Raw genomic sequence first — 21448 nt, 5'->3', positions numbered from 1 at the left:
CCGCCCCGATGCGCCTTCTCACCCATTTGCTCGCCCTTCTCGCGCTGTCGCTCTTTGCAGCGCAGCCCGCCGCGGCGCAATCGATCCTGCGCGACGCCGAGACCGAAGCGTTCCTGCGCGACATTTCTGCCCCGCTGGTCGAGGCCGCCGGGCTGGAGCCGGAAAATGTCGATGTGGTTCTGGTCAACGACCCGTCGATTAACGCCTTCGTCGCCGGGGGACAGGTGGTCTATATCCATTCGGGCCTGATCGATGCGGCCGATACCGCGAACGAGGTGCAGGGCGTCATCGCCCACGAGCTCGGCCATGTCACCGGCGGTCACGTGATCCGCATCGGCGAGGGCTACCAGGCCGCCAGCCGCATCTCGATCCTCTCGATGCTGGCCGGAATCGGCGCCGCGCTTGCCGGCGGCGGCGAGGCGGCGATGGGGATCATGGCCGCCGGCCAGCAGGCCGCGATGAACAAGTTCCTGTCGTTCAGCCGCACGCAGGAAGCCAGCGCCGACGCGGCAGGCGCGCAATACCTCTCCGACGCAGGCATTACCGGCAAGGGCTCGCTCGCCTTTTTCGGCAAGCTGCTGGGAGAGGAGTTCCGCCGCGGCATTCGCCAGGACGACGAAGCCGGCTTCTACCGCACCCACCCGCTTTCAGGCGATCGTATCGCCAAGCTGCGCGAGACCTATGTCGTCGACCCTGCGTGGGACACTCCGCTCAACGAGGATTGGGAAGCACGCTTCGCCCGCGTGAAGGCCAAGCTGCAGGGCTACACCGCCAAGCCGGAGGCCACCTTCCGCGACTATCCGGAAAGCGACACGTCCACGCCGGCGCTGCTGGCGCGCGCCTATGCCTATCACAAGGAAGCGCGGATCGAGCGCGCGCTCGACGCGGCCGACACGCTGATCGCCCGTTCGCCCACCGATCCCTATTTCCTCGAATTGAAAGGGCAGGTCCTGCTCGAATCGGGGCGTGCCGATGAGGCTATCGTTCCGCTGCGGCAGGCGAGCGACCTCACGCTTTCGGAGCCGCTGATCGCCTCCATGCTGGGTCACGCCTTGATCGCGACCGAGGACGAAACGCATTACGAAGAGGCCGAACAGGTCCTGCGCGCCGCCGTTGGTCGTGACCGCTACAATCCCTTTGCGTGGTACCAGCTGGGCGTGGTCTACGCCGCGCGCGGCGACATGGCGCGCGCCCGCCTCGCCAGCGCCGAACAGCAGGTGATGAGCCGCCAGTACCCGCTTGCCCTGCGCAGTGCGCAGGCGGCTGAGGCGCAATTGCCCTACGGATCGCCCGACTGGCTTCGCGCACAGGATATTGCGATGGAAGCGCGTGCGCTGATGGAGCAATTGTGCGACATGAAGCGCGCGCGATGCGACGGGCGCCGGCGCTAGGATAGACGAAAGACCTCCATGAAATACCTCCTGACCGTGCTGATTGCCGTCCTCGGCGGCTTCGCCGGAGCTGCGGCCTTCAACTATAGCGGGCTCGGCGATACGCAGACGCGTTCCTATCTCCTCGCCAATCCCGACATCCTGCCCGAGATGATCGACGCGTGGAAAAAGGAAGAATCGCGCGATCGCCTCGCCTCGGTGGCGTCCAATCTGGAACGCCCCTTCGAAGGCGCGGTGCTGGGCAATCCCCAAGGGTCGAAGACGCTGGTGAAGTTCACCGATTATGGCTGCGGCTATTGCCGGGCAAGCGTGGAGGACGTCGACCGGCTGATCGCCGAGGATCCCGAGCTTCGCGTAGTCGTGCGCGAATGGCCGATCTTCGATGGCAGCGAGGCAGCCGCACGCATGGGCCTCGCCGCCGCCGACCAGGGCAAGTACGACGCTTTCTATCACGCGCTCTTCGCGCTCGGCACGCCGACGGCGGAGAATATCGCCGCCGCTGCCCGCACGGCCGGGATCGACATGGAGGCGGCCCGCAGCTTCGGCACCTCGGACGAGGTCACTGGCGAACTGGCGCGAAACGCGGCCTTCGCCCGGCAGTTGGGCTTCACCGGCACGCCGAGCTGGGTCTATGGCGATACCGTCTTCGAAGGCGCCGTCGGTTACCAGCAGCTGCGCGAGATAATGGCCGAAGACGAAGGCTGACGATGGGCCTGCGCGCACGCCTTGCGGGCCTCGCCGCCCTGGCGCTGAGTTGCGCAGCAACCCCTCTATCCGCCGGGGATGCGGACAATCCGCTGGCCGTGTTCCAGCAGCGTGAAGGACGGCTCTTCGATACCGGCTGGCAGCTGGCGCGGGCCAACCGGGCCTATTGCGGCCGCGGCGAGCCCTCGATCGGACTGCTCATCCACGATGCCAGCAATTACGCCCGCAGCGACGAGGTACGCCGCGCCCTGTCGCTGGAAGGCGATATCGGCGTTCAGGCCGTAGCCTCAGGTTCGCCTGCCGCGACGGCCGGTGCGCAGGTCAACCGCACGATCTTCGCGCTCGACGGGACGCCGCTGGAAGAGCGTTTCACGCCGACCCAGCCAAGCGTGGAACGCACCCTGCGCATCGAGGAAGCCATGGCAACCAGCCTTGCCGACGGCGTGATCGACTTGCAGTTTTCCGGACCTGTGGGCGAGGTAAGCCTGCGAGGGGTGGAAACCTGCACCGCCACCTTCCGCCTCGAGCCCGGCAAGCGCGCCTATGCCGGAGACGAAACCGTGTTCTTCGGGGACAGCTTCATGGCGTTCGGCCTTTCGAAGGACGCCTTTGCCGCGGCCGTCGCGCACGAACTGGCCCATGTCGTCCTCGCGCATCCCGCACGCAAGCTCGCGGAAGACTGGGGCATGGACGAAACGCGCGAAAGCGAGCGCGTGGCCGACAGGATGATGCCGTGGCTGCTTTTCAACGCGGGATACGATCCGCAGGGTGCGGCACAGTTCATGCGCGCTTGGGGGCCCAAGCATTCGGGCGGCCTGCTGCGCAAGCGCACGCATGACGGGTGGGACGAGCGGTTGCAGATGATCGAGGAGGAGATCGCCATCCTAGAAGCACAGGTCGCACGCAACCGCTGGCAGCCGGGCGAGGCCGACTGGGCGAGCCGTTTCGCCGCCGACTAGGCGCTATTCCTCGACCGCTACCTTGTACATCGAGGCGAGCGGACGGGCCATCACGCGGCGCACCATCGGCTCGAAGAATTCGAGGCTCTCGCTCTCGTAATCGGGATCGAAGGCGGCCTGGTCGTATTTCTCGCAGAACTCCGCGCAGGCATCGAAATGCGGGTTGTCGCGGAATTCCTCGCGGATCTCCCGGTCCATGCCAAGGTGATGGAAGTAATAGTAGCCCTGGAAGGCGCCGTGGTTCTGGCATATCCAGTGGATTTCCTCGGTCACGAAGGGCTTGAGGATCGCTGCGGCGACCTCGGGGTGGTTGTAGCTTCCCAGCGTATCGCCGATGTCGTGGAGCAGCGCCATGACCGAATATTGCTCGTCCCGCCCGTCGCGATGGGCGCGAGTCGCGGTCTGGAGCGAATGTTCGAGCCGGCACACGGGAAACCCCCCGAAATCGCCGTCCAGCAGCTTCAGATGCTCCAGCACGCGATCGGGCAAGTCCTTGGCGAAAGCGCGGTATTCCGCGCCGATGATGGCCCAGTCTTCCTTCGTCCCTTCCTTCATTTCGCGGAACTTTGCGCGCTCCATGATGGCGTGGGTCAGGTTCTCCGGCTTGTTCATCGGCTCTCTCCAACTATCTCAGGCAAGAGTAGCTGCTGGCAAAGCGGCGTGCAATCGGGCTAGGAGGCTCTGCAGATGGCTGTGTTGCCCCTTAATCCGACGCCGTTCTTCGACAACAAGAACCAGGCGTTCTGGAACCTCCAGCTGGCGGGCTGGGGCGGAACCGCGGTGCTGCGCGCCATGTCGGCCTTTGCCAACGGCCAGCCGCTCGAGTTTCTGTTCGTCATCCTGATCGCCACGATCACGGGATTCTCGATCAGCCTCATCCTCTCGGTCGTCTACGCCCAGCTCATTCGCCAGAAGCCGCTGGTGACATGGGGCGGCACCGCGATGGTGCTGGCGGTCGCGGTCGGCGTCTATTCCTTCATCGACAGCTGGGTGCTCGGCCTCACCCGCCCGACGGCCGAAACCGGCTTCGTGCGCATCTTCATCGGCATCTACTTCTTCGACCTCACCCTGCTCGGCGCCTGGTCCGCGCTCTATTACGCAATCAATTTCTTCCTCCAGGTCGAACAGCAGGCCGACCGGCTGGAGCGGCTGGAAGCGCAGGCAACCAGCGCGCAGCTGGCCATGCTGCGTTACCAGCTCAACCCGCACTTCCTGTTCAACACGCTCAACTCGATCAGCACGCTGGTGCTGCTCAACCAGACCAAGCCTGCCAACGCCATGCTGACCCGGCTGTCCAGCTTCCTGCGGCACACGCTCGTCACTCAACCTGGGGGCAAGGTCACGGTGGCGCAGGAGGTAGAGACGTTGAAGCTCTACCTCGAGATCGAACGGATGCGGTTCGAAGAACGCCTCCAGACCGAATTTCGCGTCGAGGAACGGGCGTCCAAGGCGCAGATCCCTTCCATGCTGCTGCAGCCGCTAATCGAGAATGCGATCAAATACGGGGTCAGCCCGCAGGAAGAGGGCGCGGAAATCTCGTTGCTGGCGCAGATCGTAGGGCCGCGGCTCAGGATCACCGTCTCCGATACCGGCCCCGGTGTCGACGTCGGCGGGATGGCGGACGACTTGCCCGCCGTCATGGCCACGCACAAGCGCCGCGATTCGACCGGTGTCGGCCTCGCCAATATCCGCGATCGGCTGGCGCAGGCCTATGGCGACGACCACCGTTTCGAAATCCGCAGCCCGGAAAGCGGCGGTTTCACCGTGTTGATCGAAATTCCCCACGAATTCGCCGATGAGGCGGAGCTTTCTGCCGCAGACGGGAAGACAGCGCTGCCGAAACCCTCCAGCCCCTCGACCGTTGCATCCGTGAAGTCCCCCCAGAAGGTAAGTACCGCGAAATGACTATTCGAACGATCCTCGTCGACGACGAGAAACTCGCCATCCAGGGCCTGCAATTGCGGCTCGAGCCTTTCGAGGATGTCGAGGTGATCGAAACCTGCCAGAACGGTCGCGAGGCGATCCGCGCGATCAAGACGCTCAAGCCCGACCTCGTTTTCCTCGACATCCAGATGCCCGGTTTCGACGGTTTTTCCGTCGTCCAGGGCGTCATGGAGATCGACCCGCCGCTGTTCGTTTTCGTCACCGCCTTCCAGGAGCACGCGATCCGCGCCTTCGAGGCGAATGCAGTCAATTACCTGATGAAGCCGGTGGACGAGGACAAGCTCGCCGACACGATCGAACGCGTGCGCCAGCGCCTCGCCGAAAAGAAAAGCAGCGACGAGGCCGACCGCCTGCGCGGCGTTCTCTCCGAAGTGGCGCCTGAAGCGGTCGAGGATATGGAGGGCGAGGACGCCGAGGCCGCCGGTCGCTACGAAAAGCTCATCAATGTGAAGGACCGCGGCCAGATCTTCCGCGTCGAGGTCGACACGATCGAGCATATCGAAGCCGCGGGCGACTATATGTGCATCTATACCGGCGACAATTCGCTGATCCTGCGCGAGACGATGAAGGACCTCGAGCGCCGCCTCGACCCGCGCACCTTCCAGCGCGTGCACCGCTCGACCATCGTCAATCTCGACCAGGTCCGGCAGGTTAAGCCGCACACGAACGGCGAATGCTTCCTCGTGCTCGATAGTGGGGCGGAGGTGAAGGTGTCGCGCAGCTACCGTGACGTCGTCGCAAGGTTCGTGCACTAGGACCAAATATCTCAACCCGTTCGGGCTGAGCCTGTCGAAGCCCTGCACTTCACTTCCAGTGCCGTGCTCAAAGAAAAAGAACGGCCCTTCGACAGGCTCAGGGCGAACGGAATTCGGTGTGGCATTTAATCTAACAGGCTTCGACCTCGACGCATTCGTTCGCGATACGCTGGCGGAGGACCTCGGCGAGGGCCTTCCCGGCGGCGGCAAGGATGTCACCAGCGAAAGCGTCATCCCCGCCGATGCGCGCTTTTCGGGCGTCATGGACACGCGCGATGCAATCCACGTCGCGGGGCTTCCAGTGGCCGAGGCATTCTTCCGCGCGCTCGACCCGGACATGGCCATCGACATCCTCGTCGAGGAAGGGGCGCAGGTATCCGCCGGGACCGACCTCATGCGCCTCGAAGGCAACGCGCGCGCCATGCTCACTGCCGAACGCGCGGCGCTCAACACGGTCCAGCACCTCTCGGGAATCGCCACCATGGTCGCCGAATATGTCTCCGCGATGGATAATCCCGACTGCACGCTGCTCGACACGCGCAAGACCATTCCGGGCCTGCGCCACCTCGAGAAATACGCCGTGCGCATGGGCGGCGGGGCGAACCACCGCATGGGCCTGTGGGATGCCGCCATGATCAAGGACAACCACGTCCTCGTCGCCGGAAGCGTCGGCGAGGCCGTACGCCGTGCGGTCGAGGCCGGGGTGAAGGACATCATTTGCGAGGTCGACCGGATCGACCAGATCGAACCCGCGCTGGAAGCCGGCGCCACCCGCCTCCTGCTCGACAATATGGAGCCCGACACCTTGCGCGAAGCGGTCGCGCTCGTCGCCGGGCGCGTCCCGACCGAGGCAAGCGGCGGAATCAATCTCGACACCATCCGGGCCAAGGCTGCGACCGGCGTCGATTACGTTTCCGTGGGCAGATTGACCCAGAGCGCGCCTGCGGCGGATATCGGGCTGGACTTCACCCCTCTCTAGATCTTATCAAAAGACGTGGGGACAGGGAGGAGGTGGCCATGCGGCCCAAGGCTATCCGTACATTCGAACTGCTTTACTTCGGCGCGATTGCGCTGGTCCTCGCCAACGCCGTGCGCGATTACGCCGCGATGCGCGAGAGCGCGGCGGGCGATCTGGTGCGCCGCGGGCTCGATCCCGACACGCTGCTGGTGGCCAGCATTGCCTTCGTAGTCGGTATCATGCTGGTCCTGTGGTTCATGGCCGCGCGGCTACGGATCGGTTTCGTGCGCTACCTACTCGTCGCTTTCCTCATCTGGCAGGCATGGCCGATCGTCACCGCTCTGTCCGACGACCGTGGCAGAGGCGTTATCGTCGCAGCCGCATCGCTGGTGCTGCAGGCGGCGGCGATCGTCTTCAGCTTCCTGCCACCAGCGAACGCGTGGTTCCGGGGGGACGATGCGGCGCTGCGCAGCGATCCGTAGAGCTTTCGCCGCCGCAGTCGCATGCGCCGAGGCCCTGCCGGTTGCGGCCTCCGCACAAGCCTATCAATGCAGCCTACCGCGCAGTGTTGAGGTTCCGCGTGTTGCGACCAAGGCGCCGCGCCGCCTGCCGGTGGCCGGCTACACGCTCGCGCTGAACTGGGCGCCGGAATTCTGCCGCTTCCGCGAAAGCCAGCGCCGCCATGCGCGCCAATGCTCGGGCCGCGAGGGGCGCTTCGGCTTCACCGTCCACGGCCTTTGGCCCGAAAGCAGGGGAGGCTGGCCGCAATGGTGCGGGGGCCGCGACATGAGCGCGGTCGATCTGCGCAAGAACCTTTGCATCAGCCCCGACGCCGCGCTCGTCACTCGGCAGTGGGAAAAGCACGGCACCTGCATGGCCAACGCGCCCGCGACTTATCTCAAGGTCACCCGTATCCTCTACAATGGCCTGCGCTGGCCCGATTTCGTGCGGATCAGCCGCGAGGACGACCTCACCGCCGGCACCATCCGCACCCGCCTCGCCGACGCGAACCCCGGCTGGTTTCCCGAAGCTATCGGCGTCCACTTGGACCGCAAGGGCTGGCTGGAAGAACTGCGGCTCTGCTACGACACGCGCTTCATGCCCAAGGCCTGCGACCGGCGGCGCTTCGGTGCGGGCGATGGCGAGGCGGCGAAGATCTGGCGGGGCTTGTAGCAAGCTTGCCGATGTCGGCTATCGTGTGAAAATCTCCCTAATCCAAAGTATACTAGAACAATGAATGCCGTTCCGACTTTCAAGCTTTCATGTCTGCGCGATATTGGATGGGGGCACTGGGACCCTATTGGGATTGCTGGGCCAAATGGCAGCTGGCCTAAGGAGGCCGCAGACGAATACGATTGCTACTTGCTTCACGCAGCTGCGAAACTTTGGAATGGGCAATCAAATGCCGATGTTGCTGAATACCTTGTCCAAATTGAAACCGAGCATATGGGACTCAGCGCGATGCCTGGACTTCGCGAGCGAGCCATGACAGTCGCTGAGGAACTCCGCTTCTACGTGGAAGGATTAAGGCGCTGAACTTCTGCAATCAGGTCGTCAGCCGCGGCGCCAGCTTACCGCCGCTCCCGAAAAAACTCGCGCAGCATATCCGCCGCCTTTTCCTCGCCCAGCCCCGCGTAGACCTCAGGCTTGTGCAGGCATTGCTCCTGCTCGAAGACTCTTGCGCCGTGCTCCACCGCGCCGCCCTTGGGGTCGCTCGCGCCGTAATAGACCTTGGCCAACCGCGCATGGACGATGGCTCCGGCGCACATGGCGCAAGGTTCCAGCGTGACCCATAGCTCGCAGTCGTTGAGGCGTTCCTGCCCCAGCGCTTCGGCCGCGCGGCGAATCGCGAGGATTTCGGCGTGGGCGGTGGGGTCGCAGGTCTCGCGCGGGGTGTTGTGCGCCTCGGCGATGATCGCCCCGTCGCGCGTAATCACGGCGCCAACAGGCACCTCGCCCGCCGCCGCGCTCGCTTGCGCTAGTTCGAGCGCGCGTTTCATGGGTTGCGGGAGGGTCCAGGAAGCCATACCAGCGCCTCGCTAGCCCCCGGCGGGCCGGCGCGCAACGCGCTTGACGATTCGCACCCTCACCGCTATGCGCGCCGCTTTCCGGGAATAATGAGCCCCCGACCCGCCCACACGCGGTCACGGGAACTCGCCCCGCCCATTCGAACGAAGAGACTTATCATGTCGCGTATTTGCGAACTCACCGGCAAGGGCCGCCAGGTCGGCAACAATGTGAGCCACGCCAACAACAAGACCAAGCGCGTCTTCCTGCCCAACCTGCAGAACGTCACGCTGATGAGCGAGAAGCTGGACCGCAGCTTCAAGTTCCGCGTTTCGACGCAGGGCCTGCGTTCGGTCGAGCACAATGGCGGCCTCGACAACTGGCTGATGAAGACCAGCGACGAGAAGCTGTCGGCCAATGCGCTCAAGGTAAAGCGCGAGCTGAAGAAGGCTGCCGCCGCCTCCTAAGGTCTGGCGGCGCTTCGGCGTCGGTTCTCAATCGATCACGCGAAAGGCGCGCGGGGCTTACCTGCGCGCCTTTTGCCGTGCCTGCTTGCCGCCCGCCTTCTGCCGCAGATCCCAGCGCAGCTTGAGCAGGTAGGTATGCTGGTAACTTGCGAAATTGTCGTCCGAGATCAGCCACAGGCTCCAGCTGCCGTCACGCTCGTCGACCACGGCGAGGCCCTCGTAATTGTCGCTGGGGAATGGGTCTTCGATCCGCGCGAGGAAGCGGCTCTCCACCTCCGCCTCCGCCTCGATATCCGCGGGATCGAGAATCAGGAGCAGGGCAGGAAAGCGTGGCGGCAGCCATAGCTCCAGCCCACGCATCAGCACCACGATCTTGCCATTGGGCAACACGGCGGCGTCGGAGGGACGGAAACCGGAGCGGCCCATGAAGGTGAAGGGGATCGGCTCGGCACCCTCGGTCGGGTCGGAGGGGTAGAGGAGGGCCGCGTGGCGCGCATGGCCGGGCGAATGCTCCTCGATCACCACGAAGCGCCCGTCGCTGAGGCGCACCAGCGATTCGGGGCCCGAATTGCTGCCCCAATCCTTCATCTCCGGCGGGCGGACCTGGCTTTGCGGGCGCAGTTTCGGCCCGAAGCGGATGATCTGCTGCGCCCATTCCAGACCGGCCCAGACCGTGCCGGTCGCTGGGTCGATGGTGAGCGATTCCAAGTCCACATGAGTCTTGTCGGCGCGTTCGAAATTGAGGAACTTGTCGAGCCGCGGAGGCGCATCCGAACGGTCGGGCCGGGGCAGGTGCATCAGCCGCCCGGCGTCGCTCCCGGCGAGGAATTCCCCCTCCGGTCGCATAACCAGCGCCGAATACCCGCCGAAATGGTCGTTCTCGCTCGAGAGCTCCCACGCGCCGTCAAGCACCAGCGGGCCCGACCGCAGTCGCTCCACGTCGAGGCGCTCGATCGTCACCGGAGAGGTGTAATCGGGCGGCGCGGGTTCGCTGCGCACGAAGGTACCGGGCGCAAGGCCGAGCGCGACCAGGAGGGCAAGGGTTTTGCGTTTCACGGGCATCGCCGTGGCGCTGCTAGTCTGTCGCTACCCTGAGCGAAAGCCGCGTCATGGCATGGGCGGCAGGAAAAGGAGCGGATCGAGGCGATTGTCCTTCCACACAAGGCTCCAGTGAAGATGCGGCCCGGTCGCGCGGCCCGAGGCCCCGACATTGCCGAGCTTCTGGCCCTGCCGGACCGTCTCGCCCTCGCTGACCGAAAGCTGCGAGAGGTGGATGAAGGCGCTGTTGAGGCCTGCGCCGTGGTCGAGGATGATGATCCCGCCCTCAAGGCTGAAACCGGTCCGGGCGAGGACCACGACTCCATCGGCAGGAGCGACGAAGGGCGTGCCGTCACCCGGCGCGATGTCGATTCCCGAATGGTAGCTGCCCGGCTCGCCGCGATAGATGCGCTGGCGCCCGAACCGGCCTGATATGCGTCCGGTGACCGGCCAGATGAACTCCTGCCGCCACCCTTGCGCGCCCGTCTCCCGCTCGCGCGCTTCCTTGATCGCCAGCCATTCCGGCTCGCGCTTGGCCCACCACGCCTCGCCGCCGCCACCGGTGCCCTTGGCGACATTGACGCGCTCGATGTCCCATGCGCGCGGGGCAATGGCGAGCGGTTGGACGAGGCTGCGACCAATTTCGTGCTCTGCCGTCAGCAGGAGCGAGGATGGCGCGTCCCGGTCGAAGGCGGCGAAGAAATTGCCGTCTTCGTCGAATGTGACCGGCGTGTCGCCGATCATCGCGCTCTGCGTGCCTGCGGGCACCGTCCCGCGCACCCAACCACCCTGCGTCAGCGCGCTGTCTTCCAGCGTAATAGTCAGGTCCACCGTTCGAACGGGAGCCGGTGCCGCCGCCACCGGTTCAGGCTTGGCAGCCTCCGGGGCCTCCACAGCTTCCTCCGCCACCGGAGCGGTCATGATATCGGCCTGCGGTGTTGCCACCGAACAGGCGCTCGCAGCGAGAAAGAGAAACGGAGCGACCCTTCGCAGATTCACGGTTTCAGCCGCTCGGTCGCCAGTTCGGCGCTGGCGTAGGCTTCCTGGTGCTCGACCGACCAGTAACGCAATTCCTCAAGCGGGATCGGCACGCCGCTGGCGGCGCAGAAGACGTGGTTGCCCGTGCGCAGGACGCGAAATCCGTTGGGTCCGTAATGCAGCTTGGCCTCGCCCGGGGGCGGGCCGGCGTTCTTGTTCATCAACATGGGCTCTATCCTAGCAGGACGTGTCTATCCGAACAAATCGTCCTGCGCGGGCGGCGTTCCTTTTTTCGGCGCGGCGCGCTTCTTCGGCGGGGCGGGGCGGGGAGGCGGCGGGGCATCGCCGGTCGAGACCGTAAGATCGCCATCGCGGAACTTGAGCGTGAGCGCAGCCTCCTTCGCCGCTTCGGCGCGGTCGGTCAGCGTGCGCCCGTCGCTCGTCGTGACCCGGACAAAACCACGGCTGAGCGGTCGGTCGGGGTGGAGCTGGCTCGCCAGCCGGGCAAGCGCGTCGAGCTGGCTGTGCTTCTCGCCCAACGGCCGCGTGAGCAGGCTTGGGGGCAGGCGCAAGCCATCGAGCTTGTTCTGGCCTTCGCGCACAATTCCCTTGAGCGTGCCGGGCGAAAGCCGGTGCCGCGCCAGCGCCTCCCGCGCCTTGCCGGTGCGGTCCATGAGGCCGCGGCGCAGGGCGTCGGCCAGATCGTCGAGCGCCTGCCCCTGCGGTTGCAGCAGCGTCTGGGCCGAGGGCAACCGGTCGGCGCGCGCTTCCAGCCGCTCGCGACCCAGTTGCACGGGGCGCAGGATCGCGCGCTTGGTACGCGCTTCGAAATCGGCCAGCGTCGCGGCGAGTTCGGCGCGGACCGGCACGGCGATCTCGGCCGCCGCGGTGGGTGTCGGCGCACGGCGGTCGGCAGCAAAGTCGGCCAACGTCGTGTCGGTCTCGTGCCCGACCGCGCTGATCGTGGGGATCGAGCACTCGGCGATGGCGCGCACCACCTGTTCCTCGTTGAAGCTCCATAGATCCTCGATCGAGCCGCCTCCGCGCGCGACGATCACGAGGTCGGGGCGGTCGGGATGGCCCTCCGGCAGGTTCGAGAAACCGCGCACCGCGCCCGCGACCTGGTCCGCCGCGCCCTGCCCCTGCACCAGCACCGGCCATACGACCACGCGGCTCGGGAAACGATCGGCAAGGCGGTGGAGAATGTCGCGAATCACCGCGCCGGTGGGCGAGGTGACCACGCCGATGGTCCTGGGCAGGAACGGCAGGCGGCGCTTGCGGCCTTCGTCGAACAGCCCTTCGGCTGCCAGCCGCGCGCGGGTCTTTTCCAGGAGCGCCAGCAGCGCGCCTTCGCCAGCCAGCTCCATCCGCTCGACCACGATCTGGTATTTCGAGCGGCCCGGATACGTGGTGAGCTTGCCGGAGGCGACCACCTCCAGCCCGTCCTCCGGATTGAACGGCAGGCGCTGGGTGTTGCCGCGCCACATGACCGCGTCGATCACGGCCTTCTCGTCCTTCAGCGCCGCGTAGAGATGCCCTGAAGCCGCGCGCTTCACGCCCGACAATTCGCCGCGCAGTCGCACGAAGCCGAAGCGGTCCTCCACCGTGCGTTTCAAAATGTTCGAGATTTCGCTCACCGACAGCGGCTCGGCGTTGTCGCCGGGGCGGCGCTTCGCTACCAAGCCGTCAGTGTCATCATCGGGTGGGAAATCGGCGGCCATGAATATCCTTTTGCTCGGCAGCGGCGGACGCGAACATGCGTTGGCGTGGAAGCTGGCGCAATCGCCCCAATGCGACAAGCTGTGGGCGAGCCCCGGCAACCCCGGCATGGACGAATGCGCAGAGTGCGTTCCCCTCGATAGCAGCGACCACGCCGCCGTGGTCAAGTTCTGCGAGGAAAACGCGATTGGCCTCGTCGTGATCGGCCCCGAAGTGCCGCTGGTCGAAGGGCTGGCGGACAGTCTGAAGGACGTTGGCATACTCAGCTTCGGCCCGTCGAAAGCCGCCGCCCAGCTCGAAGGCAGCAAGAGCTTCACGAAGGAATTGTGCGAGCGCGCCGGCATCCCGACCGCCAAGTTCGTGCGCTGCACCTCGCTCGAAGCCGCCTGGGGCGCGCTCAAGAATTTCGACGCGCCCTTCGTGCTGAAAGCCGATGGCCTGGCGGCAGGCAAGGGCGTGGTGATCGCCGAAACCCGCGAGGACGCGCAGGAAGCCCTGTCCGAAATGTTCGACGGCAAGTTCGGCAGCGCAGGGTCCGAAGTGGTGATCGAACAGTTCCTCACCGGCGAGGAGGCGAGCTTCTTCGCGCTCACCGATGGCGAGACCATCGTGCCGCTCGCCAGCGCGCAGGACCACAAGCGCGTGGGCGATGGCGACGAAGGCCCCAACACCGGCGGCATGGGCGCCTATTCCCCCGCCCCGGTGCTGACCGATGCCCTGCGCGAACAGGCCATGGCCGAAATCATCGAGCCCACCGTGCGCACCATGCGCGAGGAAGGCATGCCCTACACCGGCGTGCTCTACGCCGGGCTGATGCTGACCAAGACCGGCCCCCAGCTGATCGAATACAACGTCCGCTTCGGCGATCCCGAATGCCAGGTGCTGATGATGCGGCTGGAAAGCGACTTGGTGGAGCTGATGCTGGCCTGCGCCGAAAAACGCCTCGGCGAAATCGAGGCGCCGACGATGAGCGAGGATTACGCGCTGACCGTAGTGATGGCGGCGGAGGACTATCCCGGCACGCCGAAGAAGGGCGGGAGGATCGAATTGGGTGACGCCGAGGCAAGCGGGGCCAAAGTCTTCCACGCCGGCACGAAGCGCGTGGATGGAACGCTAGTCGCCGCCGGAGGCCGCGTCCTCAACGTGACCGCCCGCGGCACCAGCGCCACCGAAGCCCAGAAGCGTGCCTATGAGGCCGTCGACGCGATCGACTTCGCCGACGGCTTCTGCCGCCGCGATATCGGCCAGAGGGAAGTGAGGCGGGAACGGCACGGGTGAGGCCGGATGCTTGTCCGTCATGTCCGCTACTATGCGATGTCGAACTTGGCGGCTAAGGCTGAAGCAGAGTGGACAGCAGACCCATTCCGACAACTTCAATCGATTATCGCTATCTCGGGTTTCGGGGCGCCGTGAGGCGCTCGATCCCTGACTTCGGTAAGCCCCCGCCCCCCCTCAGCCTAAGATTAACATTCGCGGCTCGAATTTGCATCATGTGTCGCCTTCCCTAAAATTGGGAGCATGTCTTCCGAAAACGATGCGCGCCCTGCCCCACCCCTGGTGGAACTACCGATAAACACACACGATCGCGGCTTCTACGAAGTGCTTAGTCGGGCCGTGACGATCCCATCGAAGATTATCGCCTCGCTGCTGATTATGTGAACGATATTTTCCCCGTGAGTGCCAACGAAACGCTCACCGCGGCCGCGAGCCGAGGAGATCTGTCGCCACTATTTACGCGGCCATCCAAAGAATGTTGAAGGCATGCGGTTGCTGGCAATGATAGACAAGCAAATAGGCGTTCTTGAAGATGCCGATTTTTGTTAGATACCGCTGCGGTGTTTGAGCCGGAGATTATCCAGATTCGCCTCGACTAAACCGATGCGCTACGCCGCCGTCAGAAGTTCGAGAGGGCGCGCGCTGAGGCCGAGGCGCTTTACGTCCATGATCCCGACGATCCTTTGGTCCAGTCGCATTTCGCAATCGAAAGCATGCAGACCGGTGACTATGACAGGGCCTTCGAGCTTTTCGACGCGGTTCTCGAAAAGCTGCCGCGTGATCCGGCGACGCTAACCAGCCGCGGCCACGCACTAAAGACAACGGGCTGGCAGACGGATGCCACTGAGAGCTATCGTGCCGCCTTTTCCGCAAAGCATGATCATGGCGACGCCCAATATGCGCTCGCGGACCTCAAGGAATTCAGGTTTTAGGACAGCGAGATCGGCGCTATGCGCGAAAAGCTTGTTCGGCCGGATCTCGCATTCATGGACCGCGTCCATCTTTTCTTTGCGCTTGGCAAGGCATTTGAGGATAGAGAGGAATACGAGACCTCCTTCGCCCCCTACGACGAAGGTAACGCACTCAAGAGGGCGCAAACGCGATACAGCGCCAGTTCGATGCGCGAGGAACTGGCGAGGCAAGCCGAAGTTTTTACGCTTCAATTGTTCGACTCCCGTGCCTGTGCGGGGCATTCCGCAGCCGACTCAATCTTCATTCTCCGACTTCCCCGGGCGGGATCGAGTTTGCTGGAGCAGATCCTATCCAACCACAGCGAAGTGGATGGCGCGCTAGAGCTACCCGATATCCTCGCGCTTAAGCATCTCCTGAGAGGGCGCGAAGCAGGCAGTTCGCGGTATCCGGAGGGACTACAGGACCTTACTCGCGAGGACCTCACACAATTGGGTGAGAAGTACATCGAGAACACCCGCCGGCACCGGCACGGCGCACCCTATTTTATCGGCAAGATGCCGAATAACTTTCGGCACATTGGCCCGATCCATTTGATCCTGCCCAATGCAAAAATCATCGATGCCCGGCGTGCACCGATGGATTGCTGTTTCTCCGGGCACAAGCAATTCTTCGCTGAAGGGCAGGAGTTTACCTACGGGCTTGAAGAAATCGGCCGTTATTACTTCGACTGTGTTTCTCTATTTGACCACTGGGATCGCGTCCTGCCGGGAAAGGTACTGCGCGTGCGGCACGAAGACGTGCTCGATGATGTCGAAGGCCAGACCCGACGGATGCTAGATTATGGTGGACTTCCGCTTGAAGAAGCCTGTCGCGACTTCCATAAGTCTGGCCTCGCCGTGCGGACTGCGAGCAGCGAGCAGGTTCGCCAGCCGATAAACCGAAGTGGACAAGATGCTTGGGAGCATTTCAGGCCTTGGCTTGACCCTCTCAAGAAAGCTTTGGACTTGCCCTTCGATACAGCAAGCGTCCAAAGTTGGCTAAAATAGGTCGAACAAGTCGCTAATAGAAAAAGCCTGGTGCCGATACATGCAGATATGCGCTTGAAGTCTCGCAATCGCTTTAACAGTTGCCGACGTGAGACCACCCTATCACAGGCTTCATAGATAATTCGTAACCTGGATGGATAGGTAAAATTCACTGATTTTCAGCGGCCCTTACACCGATGCTCAATAGCACGGTTCGTTAAACATTTTAAGAGGCAAATCTAGTCGCTCGATTATGTTTCGATAAACTTCTCGGTCATAGAAACAATTAGGGCCCAAACCACCCAAACCAGATCTCATTCGGCAACTTGTGAAGCAGCTCGGTCGCAGCGTAGCTCGACGGCTAATTCGAAGGATGCCAGCCTCTCATCGTGTGGACCGGTCATAAAATAATCAGTTTCCGCCCTTGTTGCGCGCCCCCCTTTAGCTAACCCATCTGCAAGGCCGCGTGAACGAACCTTCGGTTAATCTGGAAAAGTCTCAAGTCGCATCCGAAAACCTCGTCAAAATGATTTGTGGCTGCAACCGGTTGTATCTATGGCCCCCCTTCGGCGCTTTATCGTACGGCACGAAAAGCTAAAACACGGCTTTCATCGACCGGCGATTTCGATCGGTTAGATATTAGATGCTTGATACTTGCGGTCGAGTTCGCCGCTTTCATCTCGAACGCACGAAGGGCTTTTGCGCCCACCGATTTTGGCGTCGTTCCTAAGTCCAAAACTAATTCATGGCTGTTGAGCCCGGTCCTTCTTACGAGCATATCGAATGGCTGGGCAGAAATCCGTTTGCCTACTATTAGGTAAAATCTTGGGAAGGGCTGGCCTCTTCAAGCCCTCACAGAGCGAAGCCAATTGTCCTCGGAAATCCAACGACCTATCGCTTGCCCAAATCGATTGCCAAATAAGGAGTACGCGCGTGGGTATTGCCAGCCGAATTCAACGCCTCACAAACAACTTGAAGTACGCTCCGGATGCTTACCATTTTTTGCATATCGGGAAAGCAGCTGGAACGCAGATCACAAAACTGGCGGATCAATATCCGCGTAAAGTTGTTCCGCATCCTCATGACGTCTCTTTAAAAGACCTTCCTCAAGGCGCTTCGTACTTCTTTTCAATTAGAGACCCAATCACGCGCTTCTATTCCGGATTTTATTCCAGAAAGCGCAAAGGACAGCCTGTATATAACGTTCCATGGACAGAAAGCGAGAGAGCTTCATTCCGGGACTTTGAACATGCCAATGATTTGGCCGAGGCATTATTCGACCCAGGCGAAAAAGGAATTGCTGCTACCCAGGCTATGGTGTCAATTCGCCATACAGGCCAAAATCTTGTCAGTTGGTTCTTTCTGCAGGGGAATCTTCTCGAGGTTCGCCCCCCAGTCTGGATCATCCGTCAAGAGAAATTCGAAGAAGATTTTGACGCTTTTCTGCGGAAGGCCGGCCTAAATCGCCCTGCAATCAGGCCTGAGAATCGGAGCCATGCTAACAATTATGTGGGTACACCAGCGCTAAGCGAAAAGGCGAAGAAAAATCTTAGACGTTGGTTTGCCCAAGATTATGAATTCCATAGAGTTTGCGAGGCTTGGCTGGATACACAAACCAGTTGACCTTTCAACGAAATTAATAGGACAGCCACTAGAAGCTTACTGGACAACTTAAGTCGGAGTGGAGCGCCGTTTCTCGTCTATGCCAGCGAAACATGCCGCTTCAGGTGGTGATCTACGTTTCCGAATTCGTTCTCGAAGATCGTTAGGCGCTTGAAATAGTGGCCGATGGCATATTCGTCGGTGACGCCGTTGCCGCCGTGGATCTGGACCGCTTCCTGCCCGATGAAGCGGGCCGACTGGCCGACGCCGACCTTGGCTGACGAGGCGGCGCGCTTGCGCTCCTTTTCGCCCGCGTCGAGCTTGATCGTGGCGAGATAGGTCAGCGAGACAGCGGTCTCGTAGGCGGTGTACATGTCGACCATGCGGTGCTGGAGGACCTGGAACTTGCCGATGGGGACGCCAAACTGCTTGCGCTGCTTGGAATATTCGAGCGTCATCGCATGGGCGACCTTCATCGCTCCGCAGGCCTCGGCGCAGTGCGCGGCGATGGCTTCGTCGGTGACCTGCTCGATCAGCGGCAGGGCCGCGCCTTCCTCGCCGATCAGCGCGTCGGCGGGGACGGAGACGTTCTCGAAATAGACTTCCGAGGCGCGGCGGCCGTCGACGGTCTCGTAATCGCGTGTGACGATACCGTCCGCGCTCTTGTCGACGATGAAGACGCTCACGCCTTCGCGGTCGCGGCGATCGCCGCCGGTGCGCGCGGTGACGACAAGGTGGCTCGCCCAGGGCGCGCCGATGACGACCGCCTTGTGGCCATTGAGGACATAGCCGTCGCTGTCCTTTTTCGCCGTGGTTTCAAGGTCGGCGTAATCGTAGCGGCCGCGCGGTTCGGCATAGGCGAAGGCGAAGACCCGGCTGCCATCGATGATCGCGGATAGATGCTCCTCGCGCTGGGCCTCGCTGCCCGCGTGCTTAAGGAATCCGCCCGCGCAAACCACGGTGGGGACGAAGGGTTCGACGACGAGGCCTTTCCCGAATTCCTCCATCACGATCATCCGGTCGATCGCGCCGCCGCCAAAACCGCCGACCTCTTCGGAAAACGGCATGCCGAGAATGCCGAGTTCCGCCAGCTGCGCCCAGATTTCGGGGCGCCATCCGGCCTCGCTCTCAATGGCCTTACGGCGCGTTTCCCAGTCGTATAGCTCGCGGACGAGGCGCGACAGCCCGTCGCGCACCATGTCCTGCTCTTCGGTGAAGTTGAAATCCACGTGTCGTCCCTTTCCGTGCCGTTCGGGGCCCTTAGAGGCCGAGGATCATCTTCGAGATGATGTTGCGCTGGATCTCGTTCGATCCGCCGTAGATCGAAGTTTTGCGCATATTGAAATAGGTTTCCGCCGCATGCGCCGAATAGTCCGGGCCAACCGGATATTCGTTCGAGCCGTCATCGTTCGCGACGCTGTGATAATAGGGCGCGGCGTAGCTGCCGACGGCTTCCAGCGTGAGTTCGGTCAGGCGCTGCTGGATTTCGGTGCCCTTGATCTTGAGGATCGAGCTTTCCGGTCCCGGACCCTTGCCCGCCTGTTCGCCCGCCAGCGTCCGCAGTTCGGTGATTTCGAGCGCGGCAAGGTCGATTTCGAGCTGGCTCACCTTGCGGGCGAAATCCATGTCCTCGATCAGCGGCGCGCCGTCCAATGTCTCGTTGGCTGCGATCTCGCGCAGCTTCTCGACTCCGCGCTTGGACCGGGCGACACCGGCGATGCCGCTGCGTTCATGGGCGAGGAGGAACTTGGCGTAGGTCCAGCCCTTGTTCTCCTCGCCGACGAGGTTCTCGACCGGCACGCGGACATCGGTCAGCCAGGTTTCGTTGACCTCGTAGCCTCCGTCGAGAAGCTTGATCGGCTTCACCTCCACGCCGGGCGATTTCATGTCGACGAGGATGAAGCTGATGCCTTCCTGCGGCTTGGCGGCGTCCGTATCGGTGCGGCAGAGGAAGAAGCCCCAGTCGGCATACTGCGCCAGCGTGGTCCAGGTTTTCTGGCCGTTGATGACGTAATGGTCGCCATCGCGCACCGCAGTGGTCTTAAGCGAGGCGAGGTCGGAGCCTGCGCCGGGTTCAGAATAGCCCTGGCACCACCACACCTCGCCGCTGCGGATGCCGGGGAGGTGGCGCGCCTTCTGCTCCTCATTGCCGAAGGTGTAGATCACGGGCCCGACCATGGAGACGCCGAAGGGCAGCGGCATGACCGCGTTGACCCGCGCGTTCTCTTCCGACCAGATGTAGCGCTGCGTCGGGGTCCAGCCGGTGCCGCCATACTGTTCGGGCCATGCGGGCACCGACCAGCCCTTTTCGCCGAGGATCTTGTGCCAGGCGAGGAAATCCTCGCGCGAGAGGTCTTCGCGAAGGCCCACATCGCCGAGGTGCTTGGGATAGTTTTCCTCGATGAAGGCGCGAACCTCTTCGCGGAAAGCCTGTTCTTCGGGGGTGAAGTCGAGATTCATGGGGTCACTCTCCGCTGCCTGTCCGCTGGTGGCCCGGATGGCCGGGCTCTGTCGCGGCCCGGTTTTCACCAAGCGCGCCGCGGACGCAAGGTTGCAAATCGAAATTCTTAACGCGCTGCGGGGTGGTGGAAGGGCGCCGGGGTGGCCCCGCCGCTACGGAGAGGCCGGGGGGCGGGGCGGGGAGAAAAATCTGCGCCCATGCAAAAAGCCCCGCCGTATCGGGCGGGGCTTTCGTGTTTCTCAGCAAGCGCTGTGGATCAGGCGAGCTTTTCGGCGACCAGCGCCTTCAAGTCCTTCTCGCTACGCGCGCCGATGTGGCTGATGATCTCGCCGGCGCAGATCGCGCCCATGCGCAGGCAGGTCTCGAGGTCTTCGCCGCGCGTGTGACCGGTGAGGAAGCCGGCAGCAAAGAGGTCGCCCGCGCCGGTGGTGTCGACGACCTTGTCGATCGGCTCGGCGGCGACTTCGGCGCGCGTGCCGTCCTGGATCGCGACCGCGCCCTTGGCGCTGCGCGTGGCGACGACGGTCGGCACCTTGCCCTTCAGCGCGTCGAGACCCTCTTCGAAATTGTCCTTGCCGGTGAGCGAGGCCAGCTCGTGTTCGTTGACGAAGAGGATGTCGATCTTGCCCTCGTCGATCAGCGCGCGGAAATCGTCGCCGTGACGGTCGATCACGAAGCTTTCGCTCGCGGTGAAGGCGACCTTGCGACCCGCATCGCGCGCTACGTCGATCGCGCGGCGCATGGCGCTACGCGGCTCTTCCGGATCCCAGAGATAGCCTTCGAGATAGAGCACACCGGCGCTGGCAATCAGTTCTTCGTCGAGCGCGGCGGGCGGCAGGAACTGCGATGCGCCGAGGAAGGTGTTCATCGTACGCTCGCCATCGGGGGTGACGAAGATGAGGCAGCGCGCGGTCGGCGGTTCGGCGTCGCGCGGAGCGGTGTCGAAATCGATGCCCACGGCGCGAATGTCGTGCGCGAAGATGTCGCCCAGCTGGTCCTTGGCGACCTGCCCGACGAAGGCGCACTGCGCGCCGAGAGCAGCCATGCCGGCGAGCGTGTTGGCGGCCGAACCGCCGGAGATCTCGGTGGCGCGGCCCATGGCGTCGTAAAGCTCCCTGGCGCGCTCGGTATCGACGAGGGTCATGCCGCCCTTGGCAAGGCCCAGCTCCTCGATGAGGTCGTCGGAACAGGGGGCCATCACGTCGACAATGGCATTGCCGATTGCGACGACGTCGTAACGGGGGTCGGTCAT

The 21448-nt window shown here is 63.3% G+C and carries 20 protein-coding genes and 1 pseudogene; 12 read left to right on the top strand and 9 right to left on the bottom strand.

What is annotated here, in order from left to right; translation table 11 throughout:
* The first annotated feature begins 8 nt into the window (after window positions 1–8).
* Genes K3148_RS05715 through K3148_RS05705 form a run of 3 tightly spaced genes read left to right on the top strand, consistent with a single transcriptional unit; the run spans window position 9 to window position 3055 of the window.
* Window positions 9–1391, top strand: a complete 1383-nt coding sequence (locus K3148_RS05715; RefSeq protein WP_221426339.1) for a M48 family metalloprotease — start codon at window positions 9–11, stop codon at window positions 1389–1391.
* An 18-nt stretch (window positions 1392–1409) separates the two neighbouring features.
* Window positions 1410–2096 (top strand): DsbA family protein, encoded by a 687-nt coding sequence (locus K3148_RS05710; protein ID WP_221426338.1) that lies wholly within the window; start codon window positions 1410–1412, stop codon window positions 2094–2096.
* 2 nt (window positions 2097–2098) lie between these two features.
* A complete protein-coding gene (locus K3148_RS05705) occupies window positions 2099–3055 on the top strand; it encodes a M48 family metalloprotease (protein ID WP_221426337.1) in 957 nt (318 codons plus the stop codon).
* A 3-nt stretch (window positions 3056–3058) separates the two neighbouring features.
* Here the strand turns inward: K3148_RS05705 and K3148_RS05700 are convergent, their stop codons facing one another.
* Window positions 3059–3667: an HD domain-containing protein gene (locus K3148_RS05700; RefSeq protein WP_221426336.1), complete on the bottom strand. Its 609-nt coding sequence runs from the start codon at window positions 3665–3667 to the stop codon at window positions 3059–3061.
* Between the two features lie 75 nt (window positions 3668–3742).
* On the opposite strand from K3148_RS05700, the gene K3148_RS05695 reads away from it, so the two are divergent.
* The 5 genes from K3148_RS05695 to K3148_RS05675 all read left to right on the top strand — a co-directional run bounded on the left by K3148_RS05695 (window position 3743) and on the right by K3148_RS05675 (window position 7885).
* Window positions 3743–4960: a sensor histidine kinase gene (locus K3148_RS05695; protein ID WP_221426335.1), complete on the top strand. Its 1218-nt coding sequence runs from the start codon at window positions 3743–3745 to the stop codon at window positions 4958–4960.
* Complete coding sequence (locus K3148_RS05690; RefSeq protein WP_221426334.1) at window positions 4957–5754, top strand: LytR/AlgR family response regulator transcription factor; 798 nt, start codon at window positions 4957–4959, stop codon at window positions 5752–5754. The genes K3148_RS05695 and K3148_RS05690 overlap by 4 nt, the downstream gene beginning before the upstream one ends.
* Before the next feature lie 118 nt (window positions 5755–5872).
* A complete protein-coding gene (gene nadC, locus K3148_RS05685; RefSeq protein WP_221426333.1) occupies window positions 5873–6733 on the top strand; it encodes a carboxylating nicotinate-nucleotide diphosphorylase in 861 nt (286 codons plus the stop codon).
* Window positions 6734–6771: 38 nt separating this feature from the next.
* Window positions 6772–7194 carry a hypothetical protein gene (locus K3148_RS05680; RefSeq protein ID WP_221426332.1) on the top strand — a complete coding sequence of 141 codons (423 nt, stop codon included), beginning with the start codon at window positions 6772–6774 and terminating at the stop codon, window positions 7192–7194.
* Window positions 7169–7885, top strand: coding sequence for a ribonuclease T2 family protein (locus K3148_RS05675; protein WP_221426331.1), 717 nt, complete (start codon window positions 7169–7171; stop codon window positions 7883–7885). Before K3148_RS05680 ends, K3148_RS05675 begins: the two co-directional genes overlap by 26 nt.
* A gap of 398 nt (window positions 7886–8283) precedes the next feature.
* On the opposite strand, the gene K3148_RS05670 is transcribed toward K3148_RS05675, so the two are convergent.
* The gene (locus tag K3148_RS05670; protein WP_221426330.1) at window positions 8284–8739 is read right to left on the bottom strand and encodes a nucleoside deaminase; all 456 of its coding nucleotides are present in this window, start codon (window positions 8737–8739) and stop codon (window positions 8284–8286) included.
* Between the two features lie 159 nt (window positions 8740–8898).
* Between K3148_RS05670 and rpmB the strand changes: the two genes are divergently transcribed.
* Complete coding sequence (gene rpmB, locus K3148_RS05665; protein ID WP_006832776.1) at window positions 8899–9186, top strand: 50S ribosomal protein L28; 288 nt, start codon at window positions 8899–8901, stop codon at window positions 9184–9186.
* A 57-nt stretch (window positions 9187–9243) separates the two neighbouring features.
* Here rpmB and K3148_RS05660 read toward each other — a convergent pair whose 3' ends face one another.
* From K3148_RS05660 to xseA, 4 genes are read right to left on the bottom strand one after another with little or no spacing between them, the layout of a single operon-like run.
* The gene (locus K3148_RS05660) at window positions 9244–10242 is read right to left on the bottom strand and encodes an esterase-like activity of phytase family protein (RefSeq protein ID WP_221426329.1); all 999 of its coding nucleotides are present in this window, start codon (window positions 10240–10242) and stop codon (window positions 9244–9246) included.
* Between the two features lie 51 nt (window positions 10243–10293).
* A complete protein-coding gene (locus tag K3148_RS05655) occupies window positions 10294–11169 on the bottom strand; it encodes a M23 family metallopeptidase (protein ID WP_221426328.1) in 876 nt (291 codons plus the stop codon).
* Window positions 11170–11219: 50 nt separating this feature from the next.
* Window positions 11220–11429 (bottom strand): DUF2093 domain-containing protein, encoded by a 210-nt coding sequence (locus tag K3148_RS05650; protein ID WP_006832779.1) that lies wholly within the window; start codon window positions 11427–11429, stop codon window positions 11220–11222.
* A gap of 24 nt (window positions 11430–11453) precedes the next feature.
* Window positions 11454–12923: an exodeoxyribonuclease VII large subunit gene (gene xseA, locus K3148_RS05645; protein ID WP_221426327.1), complete on the bottom strand. Its 1470-nt coding sequence runs from the start codon at window positions 12921–12923 to the stop codon at window positions 11454–11456.
* Here xseA and purD point away from each other — a divergent pair.
* The 3 genes and pseudogenes from purD to K3148_RS05630 all read left to right on the top strand — a co-directional run bounded on the left by purD (window position 12922) and on the right by K3148_RS05630 (window position 17756).
* Window positions 12922–14199: a phosphoribosylamine--glycine ligase gene (gene purD, locus K3148_RS05640; protein ID WP_221426326.1), complete on the top strand. Its 1278-nt coding sequence runs from the start codon at window positions 12922–12924 to the stop codon at window positions 14197–14199. The genes xseA and purD overlap by 2 nt on opposite strands.
* A gap of 426 nt (window positions 14200–14625) precedes the next feature.
* Window positions 14626–16154 (top strand): annotated as a pseudogene (locus K3148_RS05635) (tetratricopeptide repeat-containing sulfotransferase family protein); the annotation flags it as partial.
* A gap of 912 nt (window positions 16155–17066) precedes the next feature.
* Window positions 17067–17756, top strand: a complete 690-nt coding sequence (locus K3148_RS05630; protein WP_221426325.1) for a hypothetical protein — start codon at window positions 17067–17069, stop codon at window positions 17754–17756.
* A 77-nt stretch (window positions 17757–17833) separates the two neighbouring features.
* Here K3148_RS05630 and K3148_RS05625 read toward each other — a convergent pair whose 3' ends face one another.
* The 3 genes from K3148_RS05625 to K3148_RS05615 all read right to left on the bottom strand — a co-directional run bounded on the left by K3148_RS05625 (window position 17834) and on the right by K3148_RS05615 (window position 21448).
* Entirely contained in the window at window positions 17834–18964 is a 1131-nt protein-coding gene (locus tag K3148_RS05625; protein WP_221426324.1) for an acyl-CoA dehydrogenase family protein, read from the bottom strand.
* A gap of 31 nt (window positions 18965–18995) precedes the next feature.
* The gene (locus K3148_RS05620; protein ID WP_221426323.1) at window positions 18996–20195 is read right to left on the bottom strand and encodes an acyl-CoA dehydrogenase family protein; all 1200 of its coding nucleotides are present in this window, start codon (window positions 20193–20195) and stop codon (window positions 18996–18998) included.
* A 257-nt stretch (window positions 20196–20452) separates the two neighbouring features.
* Complete coding sequence (locus tag K3148_RS05615) at window positions 20453–21448, bottom strand: adenosine kinase (RefSeq protein ID WP_221426322.1); 996 nt, start codon at window positions 21446–21448, stop codon at window positions 20453–20455.

It is taken from the genome of Qipengyuania aurantiaca, assembly GCF_019711375.1.
Taxonomy (GTDB): Bacteria; Pseudomonadota; Alphaproteobacteria; order Sphingomonadales; family Sphingomonadaceae; genus Qipengyuania; species Qipengyuania aurantiaca.
The sequence above is the reverse complement of the archived record's forward strand: the minus strand, read 5'-3'. Positions and strand labels throughout refer to the sequence as shown.

Excerpts from the sequence above, each read along its gene's own strand:
- K3148_RS05715 (WP_221426339.1), top strand. The coding sequence starts at position 9 with ATGCGCCTTCTCACCCATTTGCTCGCCCTTCTCGCGCTGTCGCTCTTT.
- K3148_RS05710 (WP_221426338.1), top strand. The coding sequence starts at position 1,410 with ATGAAATACCTCCTGACCGTGCTGATTGCCGTCCTCGGCGGCTTCGCC.
- K3148_RS05705 (WP_221426337.1), top strand. The coding sequence starts at position 2,099 with ATGGGCCTGCGCGCACGCCTTGCGGGCCTCGCCGCCCTGGCGCTGAGT.
- K3148_RS05700 (WP_221426336.1), bottom strand. The coding sequence starts at position 3,667 with ATGAACAAGCCGGAGAACCTGACCCACGCCATCATGGAGCGCGCAAAG.
- K3148_RS05695 (WP_221426335.1), top strand. The coding sequence starts at position 3,743 with ATGGCTGTGTTGCCCCTTAATCCGACGCCGTTCTTCGACAACAAGAAC.
- K3148_RS05690 (WP_221426334.1), top strand. The coding sequence starts at position 4,957 with ATGACTATTCGAACGATCCTCGTCGACGACGAGAAACTCGCCATCCAG.
- K3148_RS05680 (WP_221426332.1), top strand. The coding sequence starts at position 6,772 with ATGCGGCCCAAGGCTATCCGTACATTCGAACTGCTTTACTTCGGCGCG.
- K3148_RS05675 (WP_221426331.1), top strand. The coding sequence starts at position 7,169 with ATGCGGCGCTGCGCAGCGATCCGTAGAGCTTTCGCCGCCGCAGTCGCA.
- K3148_RS05670 (WP_221426330.1), bottom strand. The coding sequence starts at position 8,739 with ATGGCTTCCTGGACCCTCCCGCAACCCATGAAACGCGCGCTCGAACTA.
- rpmB (WP_006832776.1), top strand. The coding sequence starts at position 8,899 with ATGTCGCGTATTTGCGAACTCACCGGCAAGGGCCGCCAGGTCGGCAAC.
- K3148_RS05650 (WP_006832779.1), bottom strand. The coding sequence starts at position 11,429 with ATGTTGATGAACAAGAACGCCGGCCCGCCCCCGGGCGAGGCCAAGCTG.
- purD (WP_221426326.1), top strand. The coding sequence starts at position 12,922 with ATGAATATCCTTTTGCTCGGCAGCGGCGGACGCGAACATGCGTTGGCG.
- xseA (WP_221426327.1), bottom strand. The coding sequence starts at position 12,923 with ATGGCCGCCGATTTCCCACCCGATGATGACACTGACGGCTTGGTAGCG.
- K3148_RS05620 (WP_221426323.1), bottom strand. The coding sequence starts at position 20,195 with ATGAATCTCGACTTCACCCCCGAAGAACAGGCTTTCCGCGAAGAGGTT.
- K3148_RS05615 (WP_221426322.1), bottom strand. The coding sequence starts at position 21,448 with ATGACCGACCCCCGTTACGACGTCGTCGCAATCGGCAATGCCATTGTC.